Below are 16,941 nucleotides of genomic sequence, written 5' to 3'. Positions count from 1 at the left end.
ACACTACCATTTACATAGATGCAACCCGCACCTCAGGAGTGTCGCCTGTCAGACCATGCCTTGGCAATGGCTTGCTTGCGCGGCGTCAAAAGCTGCCGGTCTGCAAGGCTCTCTATTTGTATTGCTTGCGCAGCGTAAAGATCAGGCTGAAGACGCCCGACTCATCGCGCACCGCCAGAATTGACAGGTTCGGCGTAATGTTCCACTGCCCCTGAATCAGTTGCTCCGCCGTCGAGTTCACATTCGTCGCATACGTCAGCGTCACATTCTTTGAGATTTGCTGCTCCACCGTCAGGCGTGCCGTGGCATTGCCCGTCGTGCTCACATAGGTCGGATCAATCTTCACGCTGCCGCCGCCAAACAGCTTCTGAATGCGGCTGCTCACCGTCGCGTTGATGGCGCCGCCCAGCAGGGCATCCGCCGTCGAGTTCACCCCGGCCTGCGCCTGTTGCTGCGAATAAATTTGCTGCTCCTCCTGCGTGCGCCCCAGCGCCAGCAGTGAGAAGATGTCCTGCTCTGAGAGCGGCGGCGACGAGCGAAACACCGGCGTCAGATGATTCGGCGTTCCATGCAATCCCACCGTGATGCTGTAGTTCTCCACCTGGGCCGTCGCGTCCATGTCGATGGTCGGTTCAATTCGAATCGGATTCGTGAAATAGATCACGCCGCGCTGCAACTGATACGTGGTCCCGGCAAACGTCGCCTGTCCTTCGGTCACCGTCACCTGTCCCAGCACTGAGGGCTCGGCCACCGTGCCGCGCACACGCAGATTCACCGTGCCCGCCAGCTTCGCATACGAGTTCTGGAAGTCCATCGACGGTGCGGACGTAATATGAATGTCCATCCGGATGCGGTTCGAGAATGAGTTCGGATTCGGGGGCAGGGAAACGCTGTTCGAGCTTCCGGCCAGTCCCGCCAGGTCGATGCTGGGGCTCACCACAAAGCGCGTCAGTTGCGCATTGCCGCTCAGCAGCATGCTTTGCGTCGTGCCCTGCAGCCGCAGCTTCGCGTCCACCATCGACGTAATTCCTTCGGGATAACGGATGCGCACATCTTTCGCCGTCGCCGTCACATCGGCATACAGCCCTGAGGCATACGTCGCGGAACCCGTCAGTTGAATCAGCCCGCCGCCGCTGTAAGCCGTCACGTCTTTCAAATCGACGCGGCCCTCGTTAAACACCAGCGTGCCATTCATCCGGCTCAGCCCGTTGATGTAGTTCTCCAGCGACAGATTCACATTGCTGATCTTCGCTTCGCCGTTCAGATTCGGATGCTTCGTGGTCCCGCTCGCATCCACCTGAAAGCTCACATTGCCTGACGAGGTCAGGTCGTCGCTGAAGGCCTCGGCCACCTTCATGTCAATGTCGCCCTGCGTGCGCAGATGAATCGGATGCCGCCGGTCAAATAGGCCGACCGACCCCTGCGCCTGCAGCTTCACATTCGGCCCTTCCACCTTCAGCGGATCAAGAGTCAGCACGCCGCTCTCGAGCTTTGCATGAATGGGCGCGGCCGTCTTCACATCGGCTTTTTCAACGGTCAACGCCACCGGCTGAATGGTGATCTCGCCGTTCATCTTCTTCGCATCGCGCAGCGGCCCGCTCATGGTGGCCGACGCATCGAGCGGCGTCCGAGTCGCAATGCCGCTCACGTGAAAGGTCTGCGCCAGCGGATTCAAATCCAGCTTGCTCACCGTCAGCTTCGCCTGCGTCTGGTTTTCTCCCTGCAATTGCGTCTGCGCCGTCAACTCCAGCACGGACTGGTTCAGATGCGCCGTCGCGTCCAGCAGCAATTGTCCGCCTTCGGTGTGGGCCTTTGCGTCTACAAAGCCGGTGGCGTCCTGTGCCAGGTTCAGGTGCGTCAGGTGCAGATTGGCATTCAGCACCGGATGCTGCATCGTTCCGCTGCCCTGCGCCTGAAAGCTGAGAATGCCGCCCAGCGGATAGCGCGGCGTCTGCAGTTTGCGAATATGCGAGAGATTAAAGTTCTCGCCCTGTGCCGTGAACTCAAACTGCTTGCTCGTGATGTTATAGCTGCCCGAGCCATGGATGATGCCGCCATCCTGCAAAAACACCAGATGCTGCGCCTGCACCGATTGCCCCACAAAGAGCAGGTCGCTACGCAGGCTGTGATACGGTTCACCCTCGATCTCTCCGCCTTGCACCTGCAGCGTTCCATGTCCGCTCCAGTCGGCCAGCGAACCACCCAGATGCACCTGCGCCTGCACCGTACCGGTTGCCGGCAGCGTCACGCCGGCCATCGGCAGCAACTTCTGCAACGTGGCATGCTCCAGCGTTGCCTGCGCCTGAATGGCCGACGCACGGTCAAACGTGTACGTGCCGCCGCGTCCTTTACTGGCCTGCAGCTTGCCAGACAGGTGTACCACCGCCTGGCCGCTCGTCACCGTTGCCTGCTGCAGCGTCAGCCGCTGCGGAGTGTACTCCGCGTCCGCTTTCACGGTGTCGATCATGATCGTCGCGGGCGCGGCCGTGTTGCCTGCGCTCGTATTCGGGGCCGCGCTCTGCTCGCTCACAGGCTTCAGTTGCGTCTTCTGCTCGGCCGGGTGGCTCAGCACCAGTTCGACGTGGTTCGCTTCCACGTGCCCGCGCACATCCGGCGCGCTCGCCGTCCCCGTCACCGTGCCATGAAACGACGCGCTGCCGTGAATGTCCACCGGAACCAGCGCCGCCGGCCGGTTGCGGCCAGAGGAGACATCAAACGCCGCCAGCACCTTGTCAAACTCCGCCAGATTGCTGGTCGTCACGCTCGCCGTCAGCAGCGATCCGTGCATCCCGGGATTGATCCCGAGCGATCCCGAAGCATGCGCCTGCGAGGCCGGAGTTTTCAGCGTCAGGTTCTTCAGATCGGCCGTGCCCGCCGCCAGCGAATACGTGCCCACCACCGCACCCGAGACCGGAATATCGCCTTTGATCCCATTCGGCACCGGATTCAGTTGCAGGTCCGTGGTCGCCTCCAGCCTTCGCGCCGAACCGCTCCAGTGCGCATCCGCACTGCCCGTGAAGGCCGTGTTGAAGCCGAGGTCCTGATAGCGCGCCGGTGCAAAGGCGCCCAGCAGGCCGCTCAACGGAAGCCGCGTGACCTGCAGGTTGACCTTGCCTTCTTCGGGTGGCTCGGGCGCGGCGCCGCTCGGCGTGTGCCGCATCCAGTCGCGAATCCGCAGGTCGCCTTCAAAGTGCCCGCCGCTCGCAAGGCGCGCATGAAATCCGGTCGCCGCAATTTCATCCTGCGTCACCAGCAGTTGCGTCTCCGCGCTCAGTCCTTCGGTATGCACGTTTGTGTTGTGATAGTTAAAGTCCAGAAGCTGCAAATGCCCCAACAGCGCAAAGTTCTGCGCGTCGCCATTGCCTTGCGCCTTCAGGCGCAGCACGCCCTTCCGAATGCCTCGCGTGCCGGTCAGCGGTTCCAGCACCCGCAGATCAATCTGCCCATCGGCCGTCACCGCCAGATGCGGGTGCGCATAATTCGTAACCGTGCCGGTGATCTGCAGGTGAGAGTCGCCGCTTGTAAAGACCAGATTCTTGATCTGAATATGCTTCCGCCATGCATTCACTTCGAGCATCAGCTTTGAATGCACAGGGTTCGCCGTGCCCCGCTGCAGCACAATGTCGCTGGCCTTGATCTTGCCGGCATAGTCATGCCGCCTCCGGTCAAACAACACATCCGCGCCTACATGCCGCGCGTCCAGGCTGAAGGGAATCTTCTTCTCATTGATCAGCAGCAGGCCATCGTTCAATTGCGTCTGGTCAATCGCCAGGCTGAAGACCTCATCCACAGCCGAAGTCTTGCTCTTCTGCTTCACCTTGGGCGATGGCGCATTCGTGCTTCCATCCGGATACACAATCAGGTGAAAAACCGGCCGCTGCGCACCCAGGTAGCTCAGCCCGATCTTGGCTCCCAGCAGATCGATCACCTTCAGATGCACCACCAGTTCATCGACATGCAAAAACGGCAGTTGCCCCGGTCCCTCTTTGCCGTGAATCGTCAAATTCTCGGCCACAAATCCCATCTTCGCCAGTTGCCAGTGAAAAGCGCCCAGCTCCACGCGGCCGCCGGTCGTGCGCTCCAATTGCGAAATCACCACCGTCCGCACGCGCTGCTCAAATTGCGGAGTCGTCGCATACCACAGCACCGCGCTCACCGCGATGAGCAGCAGCAGCACCACTCCCGCTCCAATGGCAGCGGCCAGCCGCCATCCGCGCAGTTTCAGCGGGTGCCTGCGCGGCGACATCGAGGATTCCGGTACGGGAGGCGTCGTGCTCATTCCTGGCTGTCTCCCGCTTCGGGTGTGCTCTGGCCATAAGCCGGCACAAGAATCTGCACGCTGCCTTCGGCCTTCAGGCTCTTCAGCCAGTCACCAATCATCGAATTTACATGCTGCTCCAGCAGCAGTTGGTGAATGCGCCCCTTCACCTCGTCGAGCGGCGGAGGATGCTGCCCCCGCTTTGCCATCGCCGGCGTCAGCGTCTTCTCGTAATACGTATCAATCTGTTCCCGGGTAATGTGAATGCCCGCGCGAAAGCGCAGATCGATGAAGCGCTCAATCGCCATCCGCTGGCTCCAGCGCGCCTCCGCCTCGCCCTCGGTGAGGCCGTGCTTCTTCAAAAAAAGAGCCCAGCCCTCCTGGCTTGTGCAGCTATAAGGAGCACACCTCGTCATCGTGCCGCGTAATTCCGTCAGGCCTCGCTGCGTCCACTTCTGTGACACGGTGGTCGGCTGGTCCTGCTCCTTCATCTGTTCCAGTACCAGCGTGCGCAAAATCAGATGCCGCGCGGCCTGGTCAATACTTTCTGGTCCTGCGGAATTCCGCAACGGCTCCAGCGCGGACAAGCGCCGCTCCTCATCCACATCACTCTGCAACAGCACCTGGCCATTCACAATCGCGATCACCCGGTCCAGCACCACAGGGCTCCCACTCGCAGCGGCGTTGCTTCCTTGATCGGCTGCTGCCTGCGTTGCCTGCTTCGCCGGCTCAGGCGCAGCTGTCTGTGCCCGCATCGTCGCAGGCCATAACATCGCCAACAGGCACACGGCTCCCAGAGTCTTCATCAAAACGCCTGCCCGATGCTGAAGAACACATTGAAGTGCGGAGCCTGTCCCACGCTGGGGCAGATATTCGTCGGGCTTCCATTCGCTCCCGTGCACGTCGAGTACGTGTACTCGATCGGATAGATCGGAGGATTCAGGTTGTAGCTGAAGTCCAGACGCAACGGCCCAATTGGCGTGTGATACCGCACGCCCACGCCCACCGCGTGCGAAAAATCATTGAAGCTGCAAGTGCCTGTCGGATTCGTGCTCGAGTGCCGTGTCACCTTCTCCTGATCGGCAAGACTGTCGTCGCGGCAATTCTGGCTGTCCGGCTGGCGCACTCTGAAAAAGCTCGGCCAGATGTCCGACGAGTTGTTAAAGACGTTGCCCATGTCATGAAAGAGCACAAAACTCAGCGACGTCCCCACATAGGGCAAATGCGGCGGAGGCAGCCGCAGCTCCGTCTGATTCACAAACAATCCTGCGCCCCCGATCGGAAATCCGGTCAGCGAATCGCGCGGCCCGGCCTGGTTCAGCCCAAACCCGCGCAGCGATTGCGCGCCGCCCGCATACAGCCGCTCCGGCAGCGGAATCTGTTCATACTGGCCCTGCCCAAACGCACGCTCAAAGCCAAACACCGTGTTGCGCGCAATCGTGTACTTCTTGGCTCCAAAGGTGTAGTAGCTGGAGTTGGTCCACTCAAACCGGTTGAAGTTTGCCTGCGACGCAAACACGTTGTCGCTCATGAACTCCTGCACGCTGTTGTACCAGCCATGCTGCGCATTCAGCGGTTCCGGACGCCGCGTGTCATGCAGCCACGTAAACTCCGGGCCGCCCACGCGCACCGGCTCTGACAGCAGCGGAATCAGATTCGGCGCCACCTGCACACTGTTCGCATCCACCTTCACGCGCCGGTAAGTGAACTGGTAAATCATCGTATTCGCGCGGTCCATATTCTGCGTCACTCTGAAGTTGCCCTCCAGCCGCGACGCCGTGTACGTCACCACATCCTGCGCGTTGCTGTAGCCGCCGCCAAACGAATACGACCATCCCGAGTGGCCAAACAGATGCGGATGGTTATACGACAGTTCAAAAATCTGTTCCAGCGTGCCGTACTTCGTCTGCAGGGAAACCGACTGATCCGTGCCGAACAGATTGATGCGCGAAACATCAAACTCCACCACCGGACTCACGCCAAATTTGCCGTTCGGACTGCATCCGCCGCTGTTATAGGTGTTGGGGTTCAGCCCAAGCTGAATCAGCGTCGCCGGGCTCGGGCAACTGGTGCTCGGCGTTCCCGTCTGCGCCTGCAGACCAAATCCGTAAGTGACATTCCAGCGCTTCGCCTCGCTGAACTGGATCATCACATTCTTCTCCGGCTCATCGCCCTGCGGATTCTCCACCGCCGTATGCACTTCATTGAACAGTGTCAGGTTATAGAGATTCCGTTCCGTATTCCGCAGCGCCGTCTGGTCCAGCGGCTGCCCGGCCTTCACCAGAATCTCCGGCTGCACCGTGGACCGCTTCGTATAGTGCAGTCCCGTCACCAGCACCTGCCGCACAAATGTCTGGCTGCCCTCGCTGATATCGAGCGCCACATCCATCTCATGCGGATGCGTCCCATCCGGTGTCTGCTGCACCCGCACCTGCGCATGGTCAAAGCCATGGGCCAGGTAATACGTCAGCAGAGCATCGCGATCATTCACCACTTCGTTCGGGTTATACGGCTGATGCGAATGCGTCGCCAGCAGCGGCTCCAGGGTCTTGAGAGAGATCTTCTGGTTTCCGGCGATGCTGATATTCCCAAAGGTGTGCTGCTTGCCTTCTTCCACCTTGTAGTTCACGTGCAGCAGCCCGATCTTTTTGTGATGCACCTCGCGATAGGTCACCCTGGTTTGCGGAGTCACGTTTACATCCGTGAACCCGTTCATCTGGTACAGCGCTTCGATGGTCTGCGCATCGGCCTCGGTGAGCGCTTCGCTGTAAATGCCATGCCGCTCAAACAGGCTCTTCACATGCACGCCCAGCCGCGGCTCCAGAACTTCATTGCTGAAGTAGTGGTTGCCGCTGATCGTGACGCTGGCCACCTCGCTTCTCGTCCCCAGCTTCACGTGATACACAATCGTGGTGAGTTGCTGCCCAATCGTACGCGTGTGAGTTACTTTTACGTTGAAGTACCCCTGCCGCTGGTAATAGTCGTGAATCCGCTTGCTGCCCTCATTCAGCAGATCCTCGTCAACGTCGCCTTCCTGATACACCGGCACCAGGTTCCTGATCTTCCCGTCGCTCAGGCTCACGCCATCGACTTTGATCTTGACCACGGCCTTCTGATTCGCCAGAAATTTGTAATTCAGATGATTGACCGGCGGAACATACTTCTTTGACTCCAGCTTCAATTCCGCTTCCAGATGGCCCGTCTTCTGGTAGTGTTTCCGCACCCCGCTCAGGGCGCGGCTCACGGTATCACGCGTAACTTTTTTCCCGGTGTGCAGCTTTGCTTTGTGTCTAAAGCTCTTCAGTGACATGCCGCTGTCGCCGTCCACTTTCACATCGCCCACGCGAGCCCGTTTGCGCAGTTCGATATAAAAGTCAACATCCGTCAGTGCGTTGGCGTCCGGCGGCGTCGTGCGCTCAAAAACCTTTCCCTCATAGAAGCCATTCTGCTGAAGCGCCTGCTTCAAGTCGCCTGCCGCGTCGCTCAGCTTCGCATCATCAAAAGGTGTGCCCGGAATCAGCCCCGGCGCATAAGCAATCCGGTTATGGAGCGTCGTGTTCTTGATGCCGTGTACCGTCACGCGGCCCAGAAAGGTCGTCGGCTCGCCAGAGAAAATCAGCGTCACCTGGTTTCCGTGCCGCACGCCCTCCACCACAATGTCTTTGTAGAGTCCCGTGGCAAACAGCCGCCGCAAACTGGCCTGCACCTGCAGCGGATTCAGCTTCGTATGCGCCTGCTGCGGCAGTTGCGAGGGCAGGGGAGCCAGCCGTTTGGGGTTCACCCCTTTGAATTCAATGGCCGTCACTTCCAGCCCCGCCCAATGCGCCAGCTTGGGCGTCGTTCCGGCCGGAACCGGCTGCACTTCTGCGTCGGAGATCTTCGCCACGGCAGGGCTCGCCGCCGCTCCGGGCGGCCCAGGCGACGCGGTCGGCCGCTTCGCAGCCTCGGGTTGCGGCTGGGCAGTTTGAGTATGCGCCGTCTGGGCCGGAGCCGGCGGCGTGGTCTGTCCCACGCCCGGCAGCGCGCAAGCCAGCACAACCAACGTCATTCTCGCCAGTCGTGTGCGCATGCCGTGGGCCATCAGTGTTTTACAAAAATCCAAGCCATCCTCAGCCGAAAGTGTAAATGCGTTCAAAGACTCTGATGCGGCGAAAGATGCACCCGTCCTCTCCGTTTCCGCCCAGGCGGTTTTCCGCTCAATCCCTATACTAAATATCGATGCCTACTTCTCCTTCCACGGCTGCCGAGCGTTATTCCCGTCAGGTCCTTTTTGCCGGTATTGGCCCCCACGGCCAGCAGCGCATCGGCGAGTCCCATGTCGCGCTCGTTGGCGTTGGAGCCACCGGAGCCGCCGCCGCCAGCCTGCTGGCCCGCGCCGGCGTCGGCCGCCTCACCCTGATTGACCGCGATTTCGTCGAAGAAAGCAATCTCCAGCGCCAGGTTCTCTTTGATGAGGCCGACGCCCGCGAAGCCCTGCCCAAAGCCGAGGCCGCACGCCGCAAAATTGCGCTCTTCAATAGCCAGATCCAAGTCCAATCCCATGTCGCCGACCTCGCCCCCGGCAACATCCACGCGCTGCTCGGCGACGCCCAACTCGTCCTCGACGCGACTGACAATTTTGAGACCCGCTACCTGCTCAACGACTACGCCATCGAGCAGCACAAGCCCTGGATCTACGCCGCCGCCGTCGGTGCCTACGCCGTCACCATGAACATTCTGCCCGGCCAGACCGCCTGCCTTGCCTGCATCTTTCCTGAGGCTCCCGGCGGCACCGTCGAAACCTGCGACACCGCCGGCATCCTCAACACCGCCGTCAACATGGCTGCTTCCATCGAGGTTGCCGAGGCGCTCAAGTTCCTCACCGGCCAGCCCGAACGCATGCGCCGCAGCCTGCTTTCCATCGACCAGTGGACCAACGAGTGGTCCGAAGTCAAAACCGCCCGCCCCCATCCCGGTTGTCAGGTCTGCGGCGCGCGAGACTTCCGCCACCTGCGCGGCGAGGGCCGCCCCCACATCACCCTCTGCGGCCGCAACTCCGTCCAGATCCACGAGCACGCCCGCCCCGTCGACTTCGCCGAGCTGGCCGCCCGCCTTCGCCCTCACGGAGACGTCCGCAGCAACAGCATGCTCCTTCGCTTCCAGCGGGGCGAGCACACCCTCACCGTTTTTCAGGATGGCCGCGCCATCATCCAGGGAACCACCGACGTCGGCCTCGCCCGCAGTCTCTACGCTCGCTTCATCGGCTCCTGATTTTCGCTACCGGCAGCCGGGCGGCCTCTGCTATGCTGTCTGGCCATGTACCCCAACCATCTCTCCGCGGGCGCGAGTTTTTTCATCTTCCTGATGGTGATGCTGATCGTGCTGGTGTCAGTCGTCATCACGATCATCCCCTACTGGAAGATCTTCACGAAGGCCGGCTTCTCCCCGTGGCTCTCGCTCCTCGTTCTGGTGCCGATCGCCAACATCGTCATCCTTTATGTGGTGGCATTCTCTGAGTGGAACATCCGCCCCGCCACCCCGCCCAGCATCCCCCAGCCTCCTGCCCCTATGCCCTGACGCCGAAACCGGGCTGCTCTGGTCCACCTCAATCCCATGAAGGGTACGGGCTTCAGCCCCTGAGGGAAAACTGCTTTTCGGTAGGTCCATTCAGCTCGGGGAGCCGAACTCGAAACCGGGGTGCCCCGGGTCCGTCCGTTCGGACCCGGGAATTACGGCCTTCACAAGCCGGTGCCCCACATCTCAACCAGATGTGAGATCTCCTTCCTCGGAACTAAATGCGTCATTCTGAACCGCGCAGCGGTGAAGAATCCCGGCGATGCCAGAACGACCCACTGCATCCGGGAGTTCCTCCCACCATGCCCGCCCCATGAAGGGTACGGGCTTCAGCCCGTACATCTGACCCTGCTAAAGATTCCGGGCTTTAGCCCCTGAGGGAATTCTCCACCCACGACGCGTCATTCTGGGGGTAGCGAACCGGGGCCCCCACGAGAACGGTCCTCGTTCGTGGGGTGGGAAGAATCCCGGCGATGCCAGAACGACCCACTGCATCCGGGAGTTCCTCCCACCATGCCAATCCAAACTTGACCCACGAAGACGCCTGAAGGCGGCCGGCCCTCCAAAGCTGCCGGAAATTCCCCCCAAATCTGCTACTTTGAAAATAGAGCCCTTCAGAAATACCCCGAAAATACACTCTTCTTTCTGAAAATGTGATTCCTCATTCACATTTATCGGGATGGCAGGACGTTCTTCCGTAAAGTTCTTGTAAATGTATGAAAAATATAGACATGGCGCGGTGTCCTGTTCCGCGGCGCCTGAGGCAAGTGCTTCCACCCATCACCACAATCTCTAAATGTGACAAACGATTCACATCCTTCCGGTCCGGTGCAGATCAAAAGGAATGCCATGCAAGCTATAGAAAATAAAGGCATAATAGCCGCCCCTGTTCCGGCTGCCGAGCCCCGTGCAACTCGTCTCCCGCGCAGATGCGGAAATCCCTGCAAATGTGATTCCATATTCACATTTGCATCAATCGTTCCAGGCTCTTCTATGTAATTGAAAATAAGGCTACTATTCGCGAGCCTGCATCGCGAAACGAGCCGAGCCTCATCCTGAAAAGCTCCAAAATCGAGAAAAACCGCAAAATGCGATTCTGCATTCACATTTCCAGAACAGCATTTTTCCACATCCCGGCCACGCAAACGTTACTTTTGTTCCCGCTCCATCTCTTTCCGCTCGTGACGCACATGCATGCGGTGCCGCACGCTCGGCCAGAACTCCATGAAGAGGTTGTTCAGCATGTCGCCACCAATCGAGGTCACCCAGCTCTCTGCCACCACCCGCCCGTTGGCACTCCGCGCGGGATAATAGGCAGGCAGCAGCGCGCAGGCCAGGGCGTGTCCCAACAGGTCTGAGGTGTTCACCGTCCGTCGCCCCTCATCTGTGTGGGTCACAAAGGTCGCTCCGGCGGCATGCAATCCGCGATGCCAGATGCTGCCCGTCGCCGCGCGGTAGTAGCGTGGATCCTCGCCGGTCACCAGCGGCATCGCCGAGGCCACAAAGAAGCGCATGCTGGCTTCGCGAATCGCCGCCGCGCCCAGCCGCTTGCCAAACGCTTCTGCATTGGTGCCATACTTCGGATCGGCATTGGTGCCCACTCCATAGAAGCCGGAGATCAGTGCGGGCAGCGCCGCCAGCGGACGAAACTCCTGGTGCAGCCAGAAGTTCGCCTTCTCCCGCCGTGTCAGTACGGGCGCCTGTTCGCCCGGGCTCACGTACTGCGACCACTGTGACCACGGGCCCGCTACCCACACCTTGCGAGGGGGCGGCGGCGGAGTTTGCGCAGGGTTCGCTGCCATCCACGCCGCCTGCGGCACCGGCGCGTTGGGCAGGTCAGAGGCCCGGCGCGAAGCGCCATGGCAGGCAAGGGAACTGGAAAGGAGGGTGGCCCACACGAGCGCCTGCCGCAGCCGCGCTGCTCGAAATCGAATCGTGATCAAAGAGAATTGTCCTGCCTGGTCCCCGGCGCGCCTGCGCCGTGATGTGGTCCGTGCCGACAGGGCACGTTCACCAGTAAGAGGTCAGATTCACCTTAGGAGATGTATCAAAATTCCGGCGTTGATCGAGATTCCGGCGACCAAACCACTCTTTAGGTGCACGAATCTCGTGTACCCTAAATACGTATGAAGAACATAACCCTCAGCGCGGACGAGCACCTCATCGAGCAGGCACGGCAGATTGCTCAGGCGCAGCACAAGACCCTCAACAGTGTGTTTCGTGAGTGGTTGGAGCAGTACACCGTGCAATCGGGCAGCGGCAAAGACTTTGATGCGCTCATGAAGCGCCTGCAGCATGTGAACGCGGGCCGGCGTTACACCCGGGACGAAATGAATGCCCGGTAGATATTTCCTCGACACCAATATCTTTGTCTACGCCTTCGACCAATCCGCTCCCGCAAAGGCAAAGAAGGCCCAGCAGCTCATTCGCGATGCCTTGCGCTCAGGTCTGGGTGTCATCAGTTATCAGGTCGTGCAGGAGTTCTTCAACGTCGCACTGCGCAACTTCACGCAAAAGATGACCGTCGAGGAAGCCGAGCAGTTTCTTGCCATCACTTTGCGCCCTCTGCTGGCCGTGCATTCGTCTCCCGCGCTTTACTCTGAGGCGCTGCATCTTCATGCCCGGCACAAGCTTTCGTGGTTTGATTCTCTGATCGTCTCGGCAGCCATCGAAGCGCAGTGCGATTTGCTCTATAGTGAAGACCTCCAGCACGGCCAGAAGTTTGGCGGCTTGAAGGTGCAAAACCCTTTTCGCTAATAGAGCGTGTATCACGGGAGCAAGTCATGACCACCCCGAAGCGCCCCCTATCGGTTCTCGTCGTAGCCTGCCTCTATCTGCTGGTGGGCTGCATCGGTTTCGTCTACCACTTTCATAACTTCCACCAGCTTGATTTCATCTGGATCGAGCTCACCGAAGCCCTCGCGATCGTTGCCGGAGCCTTCCTCTTGCAGGGCCGCAACTGGGCGCGCTGGCTGGCTATTGCCTGGATGGCCTTCCATGTCGCCATCAGCTATGGAGACTGGCATAAGCTCGTCATTCACTTCTGCATCTTTGTTCTCATCACCTGGCTGCTCTTCCGCGCCGATGCCCGCAGCTACTTCCGCGCCGCTTCCGTATCGTAGCGCCAACCGGCAAAGCAAAAGCCCCGGAATCCTCCGGGGCTTTTCCCTGTGTGTCAATGGCTTTGAGACTTAGAACTGGTTCCAGAGGAACTGGTTGTAGATCTCGTGGTGGAACTGGACCTCGGCGGCCTTCACATAGGTGCCGAGCAGGCGCGCGCAGCGGTCGGCCGAGGCCTGCTTCAGGTCGCCGTAGCGGGCCTTCACATCCGCGCCCAGCAGCTTGGTGGTCCACTCCGCGTTGCGGAAGTTTTCGAGCGCCGTGTAGATGTTGTCCGGCAGGTAGCGCTCCGCCTGGCGCAGGTTGGCAATCTTGGCGGTCTCGCCGTGCAGGCCAGACTTGAAGATCGAGTACAGCACCAGGTAGGGGTTCGAGTCCGGGGCAACCGAGCGAACCTCGACGCGCGAGCTCTTCTCATTGCCGATCGGAATGCGCACCATCGAGCCGCGATCCACTGCCGAAGCCTTGATCTGGTTCGGAGCTTCAAAGTGCGGGTCGAGGCGGCGGTACGAGTTCACGCTCGAGTTCAGCAGCAGGCAGATGTCGTTGCCATGCGTCAGCACGCGATCCACAAACTCCCACGCAAAGCCCGACAGCTTCTCTTCGCCCTTCGGATCCCAGAAGAGGTTCTTGCCGCCCTTGCTGATGGAGATATTCGTGTGCATGCCGCTGCCGTTCACACCCACCACCGGCTTCGGCAGGAACGAGGCCGTCAGGCCCATGCCCGTCGCCACCTGGCGGCAGATGAGCTTGTAGAGCTGAATCTGGTCAGCCGCCGCAACCACTTCGCCGTAGCCGTAGTTGATCTCAAACTGCGAGGGAGCCACCTCGGGGTGGTCCTTCTCATTCTCAAAGCCCATCGCGCGCAGCACTTCGGCCGTGGTGTCGATAAAGCTCCGCAGCGGATCGCCCGGCAGCGAGTGGTAGTAGCCGCCCGTATTCACGTAGTCGAAGCGGCCCGTCTCGGGGAACTTCCGCTCCGCATCCACGCCGGCAAACAGGAAGCCCTCAATCTCATTGGCGGCATTGAGCGTGTAGCCTTCCTTCTCGTGCATCTCGTTGGCCAGCGACTTCAGCACGCCGCGCATGTCGCCCGAGTAGGCGGTGCCGTTCTTATCGATCACTTCGCCAAAGACCAGCACCTTGCCGGGCCCAAAAATGTCCGCCGGCCCAAGGTAGAAGGCGCTCCAGTCAATGGCCAGGCGCAGATCGCTCTCGCGCTGTGCCGTAAAGCCGCGAATCGAGGAGCCGTCAAAGGTCAGGTTGTCAAAGCTCTTCACAAGAAACTTCTTGTCGTAGTCGAGCATGTGCAGACGGCCTTCCAGATCGCTGAAAAGCAACGTCACAGCCTTGATGCCTTTGTTGTCGGTCAGAAACTTCAGCCGTTCTTCCTGAATCTTGTCGGCGGCGACCCGGTTTTTGCGCTCTTGCTTGGCCTTCAGGTTCAGCTCTTCCAGTTCTTCATAGGGCAGGGCCAGGAAACTACGGAGTTCAGTGGACATGCATCTCCTCGAGTTCAGTCTTGAATGCACGTCTCCCCACCCTGTAAATCCGCCGGGCCAATATGAATGTGGAGTGAAGGGTGGAAGACGATCTGGCAACAGAGTAACGCGAAACCTCCTCGCCGTGGGGCAGGAAAATGGATTTTCCCGGCAAAGGCTCCCGGCCGGGCCGCCTGCCCCGTTCGAGCTATTACCGGCGGCCCACTTCCTACAACTTTCGGGACGTTGTTCGCCGCGTTTTTCCCGCTTAACCTCTCAGCAGGCTTTACTTTCGCCGCCGCAAGGAATCTGGATGACGCACCCTTTTACGCGACCATGGACGCCAGTCGAATGCGGCGCAGCAGCCGATCTGACGCTCAATCTCTGTCAGGAGGAGATGACCCTGCTCATCTGCCTGCTGGAGCAGACCTCAATTGAGAATGCCACCCTGCAATCGCCCGAGGCGCAGATGGTCCGAGAGCTGCTCTCGCATCTGGAAGCCAAGCTCTACGCCTTGCTGGCCACGTCAGAGCAGGCCGGCTCGCGCCCTGTGCCAAAGTTGCCGGGCCGCCTGAGCATCGTTCGCTCCGCATAACCCTGTATTCGCCCGTCCCGCATTTCTTCTATGCTCGGGATTGTGCCCGCGCACCGCATCGAGTCGATCGTTCTCAAGTCCTGGCCCCTGCATGAGGCCGATCTGGTCGTGTCGCTCTTCACGCGCGAAGCCGGCAAGATCAAGGGCATCGCCAAGTCCGGCGCCAAGTCGCGCCGCCGCTTCGGGGGCGCCCTTGAACCCATGACGCACGTGCTCGCCAGCTATGTAGAGAAGCCCCGGCAGGAACTGGTGCGCCTCGACGCCTGCGAGATCGTCACCTCGCCGCTCTCTGACCCCATGGACTACGCCCGCGCTGCCGCCCTGGCCTTTTACACCGAGGTGCTCGAAGAGGCCCTGCCCGATCATGACCCGCAGGAGGTCATCTTCCGCCTCGTCCTCTCCGTGCTGGCCCATACCCGGCAGGGGGCCATCTGGATGCCGGTGACCTACTTCGCCCTCTGGATGCCCCGCCTGCTCGGCTGGCTGCCCGACCTGACTCACTGCGCCGTCTGCGATGAGCCGCTGACCGGGCGCGCCGCCTTCTTCCACTCCGAGGTAGACGGCCTGCTCTGCGAGACCCACCGCCGCCCCGGTGCGCGCATCCTTTCCGCCGAGAGTCTCGCGCTCGCGCAGCAGTTCTTCCGCAAGCCGGTCGCCGCCTTTGCGCCTACGGCGGAACTGCCCCCGTGGCCCCCGGCTCGCGCCGCGGACCTGCGCCGCTTCGCACTCATCACGCTCGAACGCCACCTCGAACGCCGTCTGCACTCCGCCGATGCCCTGCGCCGGTTAGGAGGCTGATGCCGCCCGGCCCGGCACTTCGGCGCGAACTCTGTAAAATCAGAATCAATCTATATCCCAGTCGATGGAGAGACGGAACCCGCGTGGCCTCTGCCCCTAAGAATCACTCCCAATCGAAGCCTCTGACCTTTCAAGAGGTGCTTTTCCGCCTGCAAAGCTACTGGGCCGAGCGCGGATGCGTGCTGCAGCAGCCCTATGACGTAGAAGTGGGCGCGGGCACCATGTCGCCCGATACCTTTTTGCGCGTGCTGGGCCCCGAGCCCATCAACATTGCCTATGCGCAGCCCTCGCGGCGGCCCGCCGACGGGCGCTACGGAGAAAACCCGAACCGCCTCTACAAGCACACGCAGTTGCAGGTCATTCTGAAGCCGCCACCGGCCGACATTCAGGACCTGTACCTGAAGTCCCTCGAAGCCATCGGCATTGACCTGCGCGAGCACGACATCAAGTTTGAAGAGGACAACTGGGAGTGGCCCGTAGGGGGCGCCTGGGGCGTCGGCTGGCAGGTGATGCTTGATGGCCTCGAGATCACGCAGTTCACCTACTTTCAGCAGTGCGGCGGCATGGATCTTGACCCCATCTCGGGCGAAATCACCTATGGCCTCGAACGCCTCTGCGCCTTTCTGCAGGATGTGGACTCCATTTATGACATCGTGTGGGCGCGTGACCCGCGCAACGGCAGGGAAGTGACCTACGGCGAGATTCGTCTGCAGGAGGAACTGCAGCTCTCGGTCTACAACTTTGAAGCCGCCGACATCGGCAAGCTGTGGGAGCACCTGCGCCTCTACGAGGCCGAGTGCCAGGCGCTGCTCGCGAACTTTCACGAGAGCTTTTCGCCCAAAGCCGAAAAGAAGGCCGAGCGTCACGAGAAGATTCACGAGCGTGTGGTGCATGACGGCGCGGGCGTGCCGGCCAGTGAAGACGTGGTGCAGTCGCTGCGGCGCTTTCCGGTGCTGGGCGCGTACGAGCTGTGCCTGAAGTGTTCGCACCTCTTCAACCTGCTGGATGCGCGCGGCGCTATCTCCGTCACCGAACGCGTGGCCGTCATGGCCCGCATTCGCAACATGGTGGTGGGCGTGGCCAAGGCATACCGGCAGCAGAGTGTGGGCCTCTCCGCATAAACGATTTCGAGCAAA

The 16,941-nt window shown here is 60.6% G+C and carries 13 protein-coding genes; 8 read left to right on the top strand and 5 right to left on the bottom strand.

Features of this window, described 5'->3' with window-relative positions; all coding sequences use genetic code 11:
• Nucleotides 1-112: 112 nt before the first annotated feature.
• Genes ACP_RS02920 through ACP_RS02910 form a run of 3 tightly spaced genes read right to left on the bottom strand, consistent with a single transcriptional unit; the run spans nt 113 to nt 8,327 of the window.
• Nucleotides 113-4,279, bottom strand: coding sequence for a translocation/assembly module TamB (locus ACP_RS02920; protein ID WP_015895789.1), 4,167 nt, complete (start codon nt 4,277-4,279; stop codon nt 113-115).
• Nucleotides 4,276-5,064: a hypothetical protein gene (locus ACP_RS02915; RefSeq protein WP_052294656.1), complete on the bottom strand. Its 789-nt coding sequence runs from the start codon at nt 5,062-5,064 to the stop codon at nt 4,276-4,278. Before ACP_RS02915 ends, ACP_RS02920 begins: the two co-directional genes overlap by 4 nt.
• Nucleotides 5,064-8,327, bottom strand: coding sequence for a POTRA domain-containing protein (locus ACP_RS02910; protein WP_169305901.1), 3,264 nt, complete (start codon nt 8,325-8,327; stop codon nt 5,064-5,066). Before ACP_RS02910 ends, ACP_RS02915 begins: the two co-directional genes overlap by 1 nt.
• A 149-nt stretch (nt 8,328-8,476) precedes the next feature.
• Here ACP_RS02910 and ACP_RS02905 point away from each other — a divergent pair, with 149 nt between their 5' ends.
• On the top strand, nt 8,477-9,508 hold the full coding sequence (locus tag ACP_RS02905; RefSeq protein WP_015895786.1) for a ThiF family adenylyltransferase: 1,032 nt from the start codon (nt 8,477-8,479) through the stop codon (nt 9,506-9,508).
• Between the two features lie 45 nt (nt 9,509-9,553).
• Complete coding sequence (locus ACP_RS02900) at nt 9,554-9,814, top strand: hypothetical protein (RefSeq protein WP_015895785.1); 261 nt, start codon at nt 9,554-9,556, stop codon at nt 9,812-9,814.
• A gap of 1,145 nt (nt 9,815-10,959) precedes the next feature.
• On the opposite strand, the gene ACP_RS02895 is transcribed toward ACP_RS02900, so the two are convergent.
• Nucleotides 10,960-11,754, bottom strand: coding sequence for a hypothetical protein (locus ACP_RS02895; protein ID WP_041839228.1), 795 nt, complete (start codon nt 11,752-11,754; stop codon nt 10,960-10,962).
• Nucleotides 11,755-11,937: 183 nt separating this feature from the next.
• Here ACP_RS02895 and ACP_RS02890 point away from each other — a divergent pair, with 183 nt between their 5' ends.
• From ACP_RS02890 to ACP_RS02880, 3 genes are read left to right on the top strand one after another with little or no spacing between them, the layout of a single operon-like run.
• Nucleotides 11,938-12,156, top strand: coding sequence for a hypothetical protein (locus tag ACP_RS02890; RefSeq protein ID WP_015895783.1), 219 nt, complete (start codon nt 11,938-11,940; stop codon nt 12,154-12,156).
• Entirely contained in the window at nt 12,146-12,568 is a 423-nt protein-coding gene (locus ACP_RS02885) for a PIN domain-containing protein (RefSeq protein WP_015895782.1), read from the top strand. The genes ACP_RS02890 and ACP_RS02885 overlap by 11 nt, the downstream gene beginning before the upstream one ends.
• A gap of 26 nt (nt 12,569-12,594) precedes the next feature.
• Nucleotides 12,595-12,933: a hypothetical protein gene (locus tag ACP_RS02880; RefSeq protein WP_015895781.1), complete on the top strand. Its 339-nt coding sequence runs from the start codon at nt 12,595-12,597 to the stop codon at nt 12,931-12,933.
• A 69-nt stretch (nt 12,934-13,002) separates the two neighbouring features.
• Here ACP_RS02880 and ACP_RS02875 read toward each other — a convergent pair whose 3' ends face one another.
• Complete coding sequence (locus ACP_RS02875) at nt 13,003-14,433, bottom strand: glutamine synthetase family protein (protein ID WP_015895780.1); 1,431 nt, start codon at nt 14,431-14,433, stop codon at nt 13,003-13,005.
• Nucleotides 14,434-14,725: 292 nt separating this feature from the next.
• On the opposite strand from ACP_RS02875, the gene ACP_RS02870 reads away from it, so the two are divergent.
• The 3 genes from ACP_RS02870 (at nt 14,726) to ACP_RS02860 (ending at nt 16,926) form a co-directional block, all read left to right on the top strand.
• Nucleotides 14,726-15,007: a hypothetical protein gene (locus tag ACP_RS02870; protein WP_041839227.1), complete on the top strand. Its 282-nt coding sequence runs from the start codon at nt 14,726-14,728 to the stop codon at nt 15,005-15,007.
• Between the two features lie 30 nt (nt 15,008-15,037).
• The gene (gene recO, locus ACP_RS02865) at nt 15,038-15,805 is read left to right on the top strand and encodes a DNA repair protein RecO (protein WP_041839226.1); all 768 of its coding nucleotides are present in this window, start codon (nt 15,038-15,040) and stop codon (nt 15,803-15,805) included.
• An 83-nt stretch (nt 15,806-15,888) separates the two neighbouring features.
• The gene (locus tag ACP_RS02860; RefSeq protein ID WP_015895777.1) at nt 15,889-16,926 is read left to right on the top strand and encodes a glycine--tRNA ligase subunit alpha; all 1,038 of its coding nucleotides are present in this window, start codon (nt 15,889-15,891) and stop codon (nt 16,924-16,926) included.
• The last annotated feature ends 15 nt before the right edge of the window (nt 16,927-16,941 follow it).

Origin of the sequence: Acidobacterium capsulatum ATCC 51196 (assembly GCF_000022565.1) — a bacterium.
In the GTDB taxonomy this organism is placed as follows: Bacteria; Acidobacteriota; Terriglobia; order Terriglobales; family Acidobacteriaceae; genus Acidobacterium; species Acidobacterium capsulatum.
The sequence above is the reverse complement of the archived record's forward strand: the minus strand, read 5'-3'. Positions and strand labels throughout refer to the sequence as shown.

Excerpts from the sequence above, each read along its gene's own strand:
- recO (WP_041839226.1), top strand. The coding sequence starts at position 15,038 with ATGCTCGGGATTGTGCCCGCGCACCGCATCGAGTCGATCGTTCTCAAG.
- ACP_RS02900 (WP_015895785.1), top strand. The coding sequence starts at position 9,554 with ATGTACCCCAACCATCTCTCCGCGGGCGCGAGTTTTTTCATCTTCCTG.
- ACP_RS02920 (WP_015895789.1), bottom strand. The coding sequence starts at position 4,279 with ATGAGCACGACGCCTCCCGTACCGGAATCCTCGATGTCGCCGCGCAGG.
- ACP_RS02885 (WP_015895782.1), top strand. The coding sequence starts at position 12,146 with ATGCCCGGTAGATATTTCCTCGACACCAATATCTTTGTCTACGCCTTC.
- ACP_RS02880 (WP_015895781.1), top strand. The coding sequence starts at position 12,595 with ATGACCACCCCGAAGCGCCCCCTATCGGTTCTCGTCGTAGCCTGCCTC.
- ACP_RS02890 (WP_015895783.1), top strand. The coding sequence starts at position 11,938 with ATGAAGAACATAACCCTCAGCGCGGACGAGCACCTCATCGAGCAGGCA.
- ACP_RS02870 (WP_041839227.1), top strand. The coding sequence starts at position 14,726 with ATGACGCACCCTTTTACGCGACCATGGACGCCAGTCGAATGCGGCGCA.
- ACP_RS02910 (WP_169305901.1), bottom strand. The coding sequence starts at position 8,327 with ATGCGCACACGACTGGCGAGAATGACGTTGGTTGTGCTGGCTTGCGCG.
- ACP_RS02915 (WP_052294656.1), bottom strand. The coding sequence starts at position 5,064 with ATGAAGACTCTGGGAGCCGTGTGCCTGTTGGCGATGTTATGGCCTGCG.
- ACP_RS02905 (WP_015895786.1), top strand. The coding sequence starts at position 8,477 with ATGCCTACTTCTCCTTCCACGGCTGCCGAGCGTTATTCCCGTCAGGTC.
- ACP_RS02875 (WP_015895780.1), bottom strand. The coding sequence starts at position 14,433 with ATGTCCACTGAACTCCGTAGTTTCCTGGCCCTGCCCTATGAAGAACTG.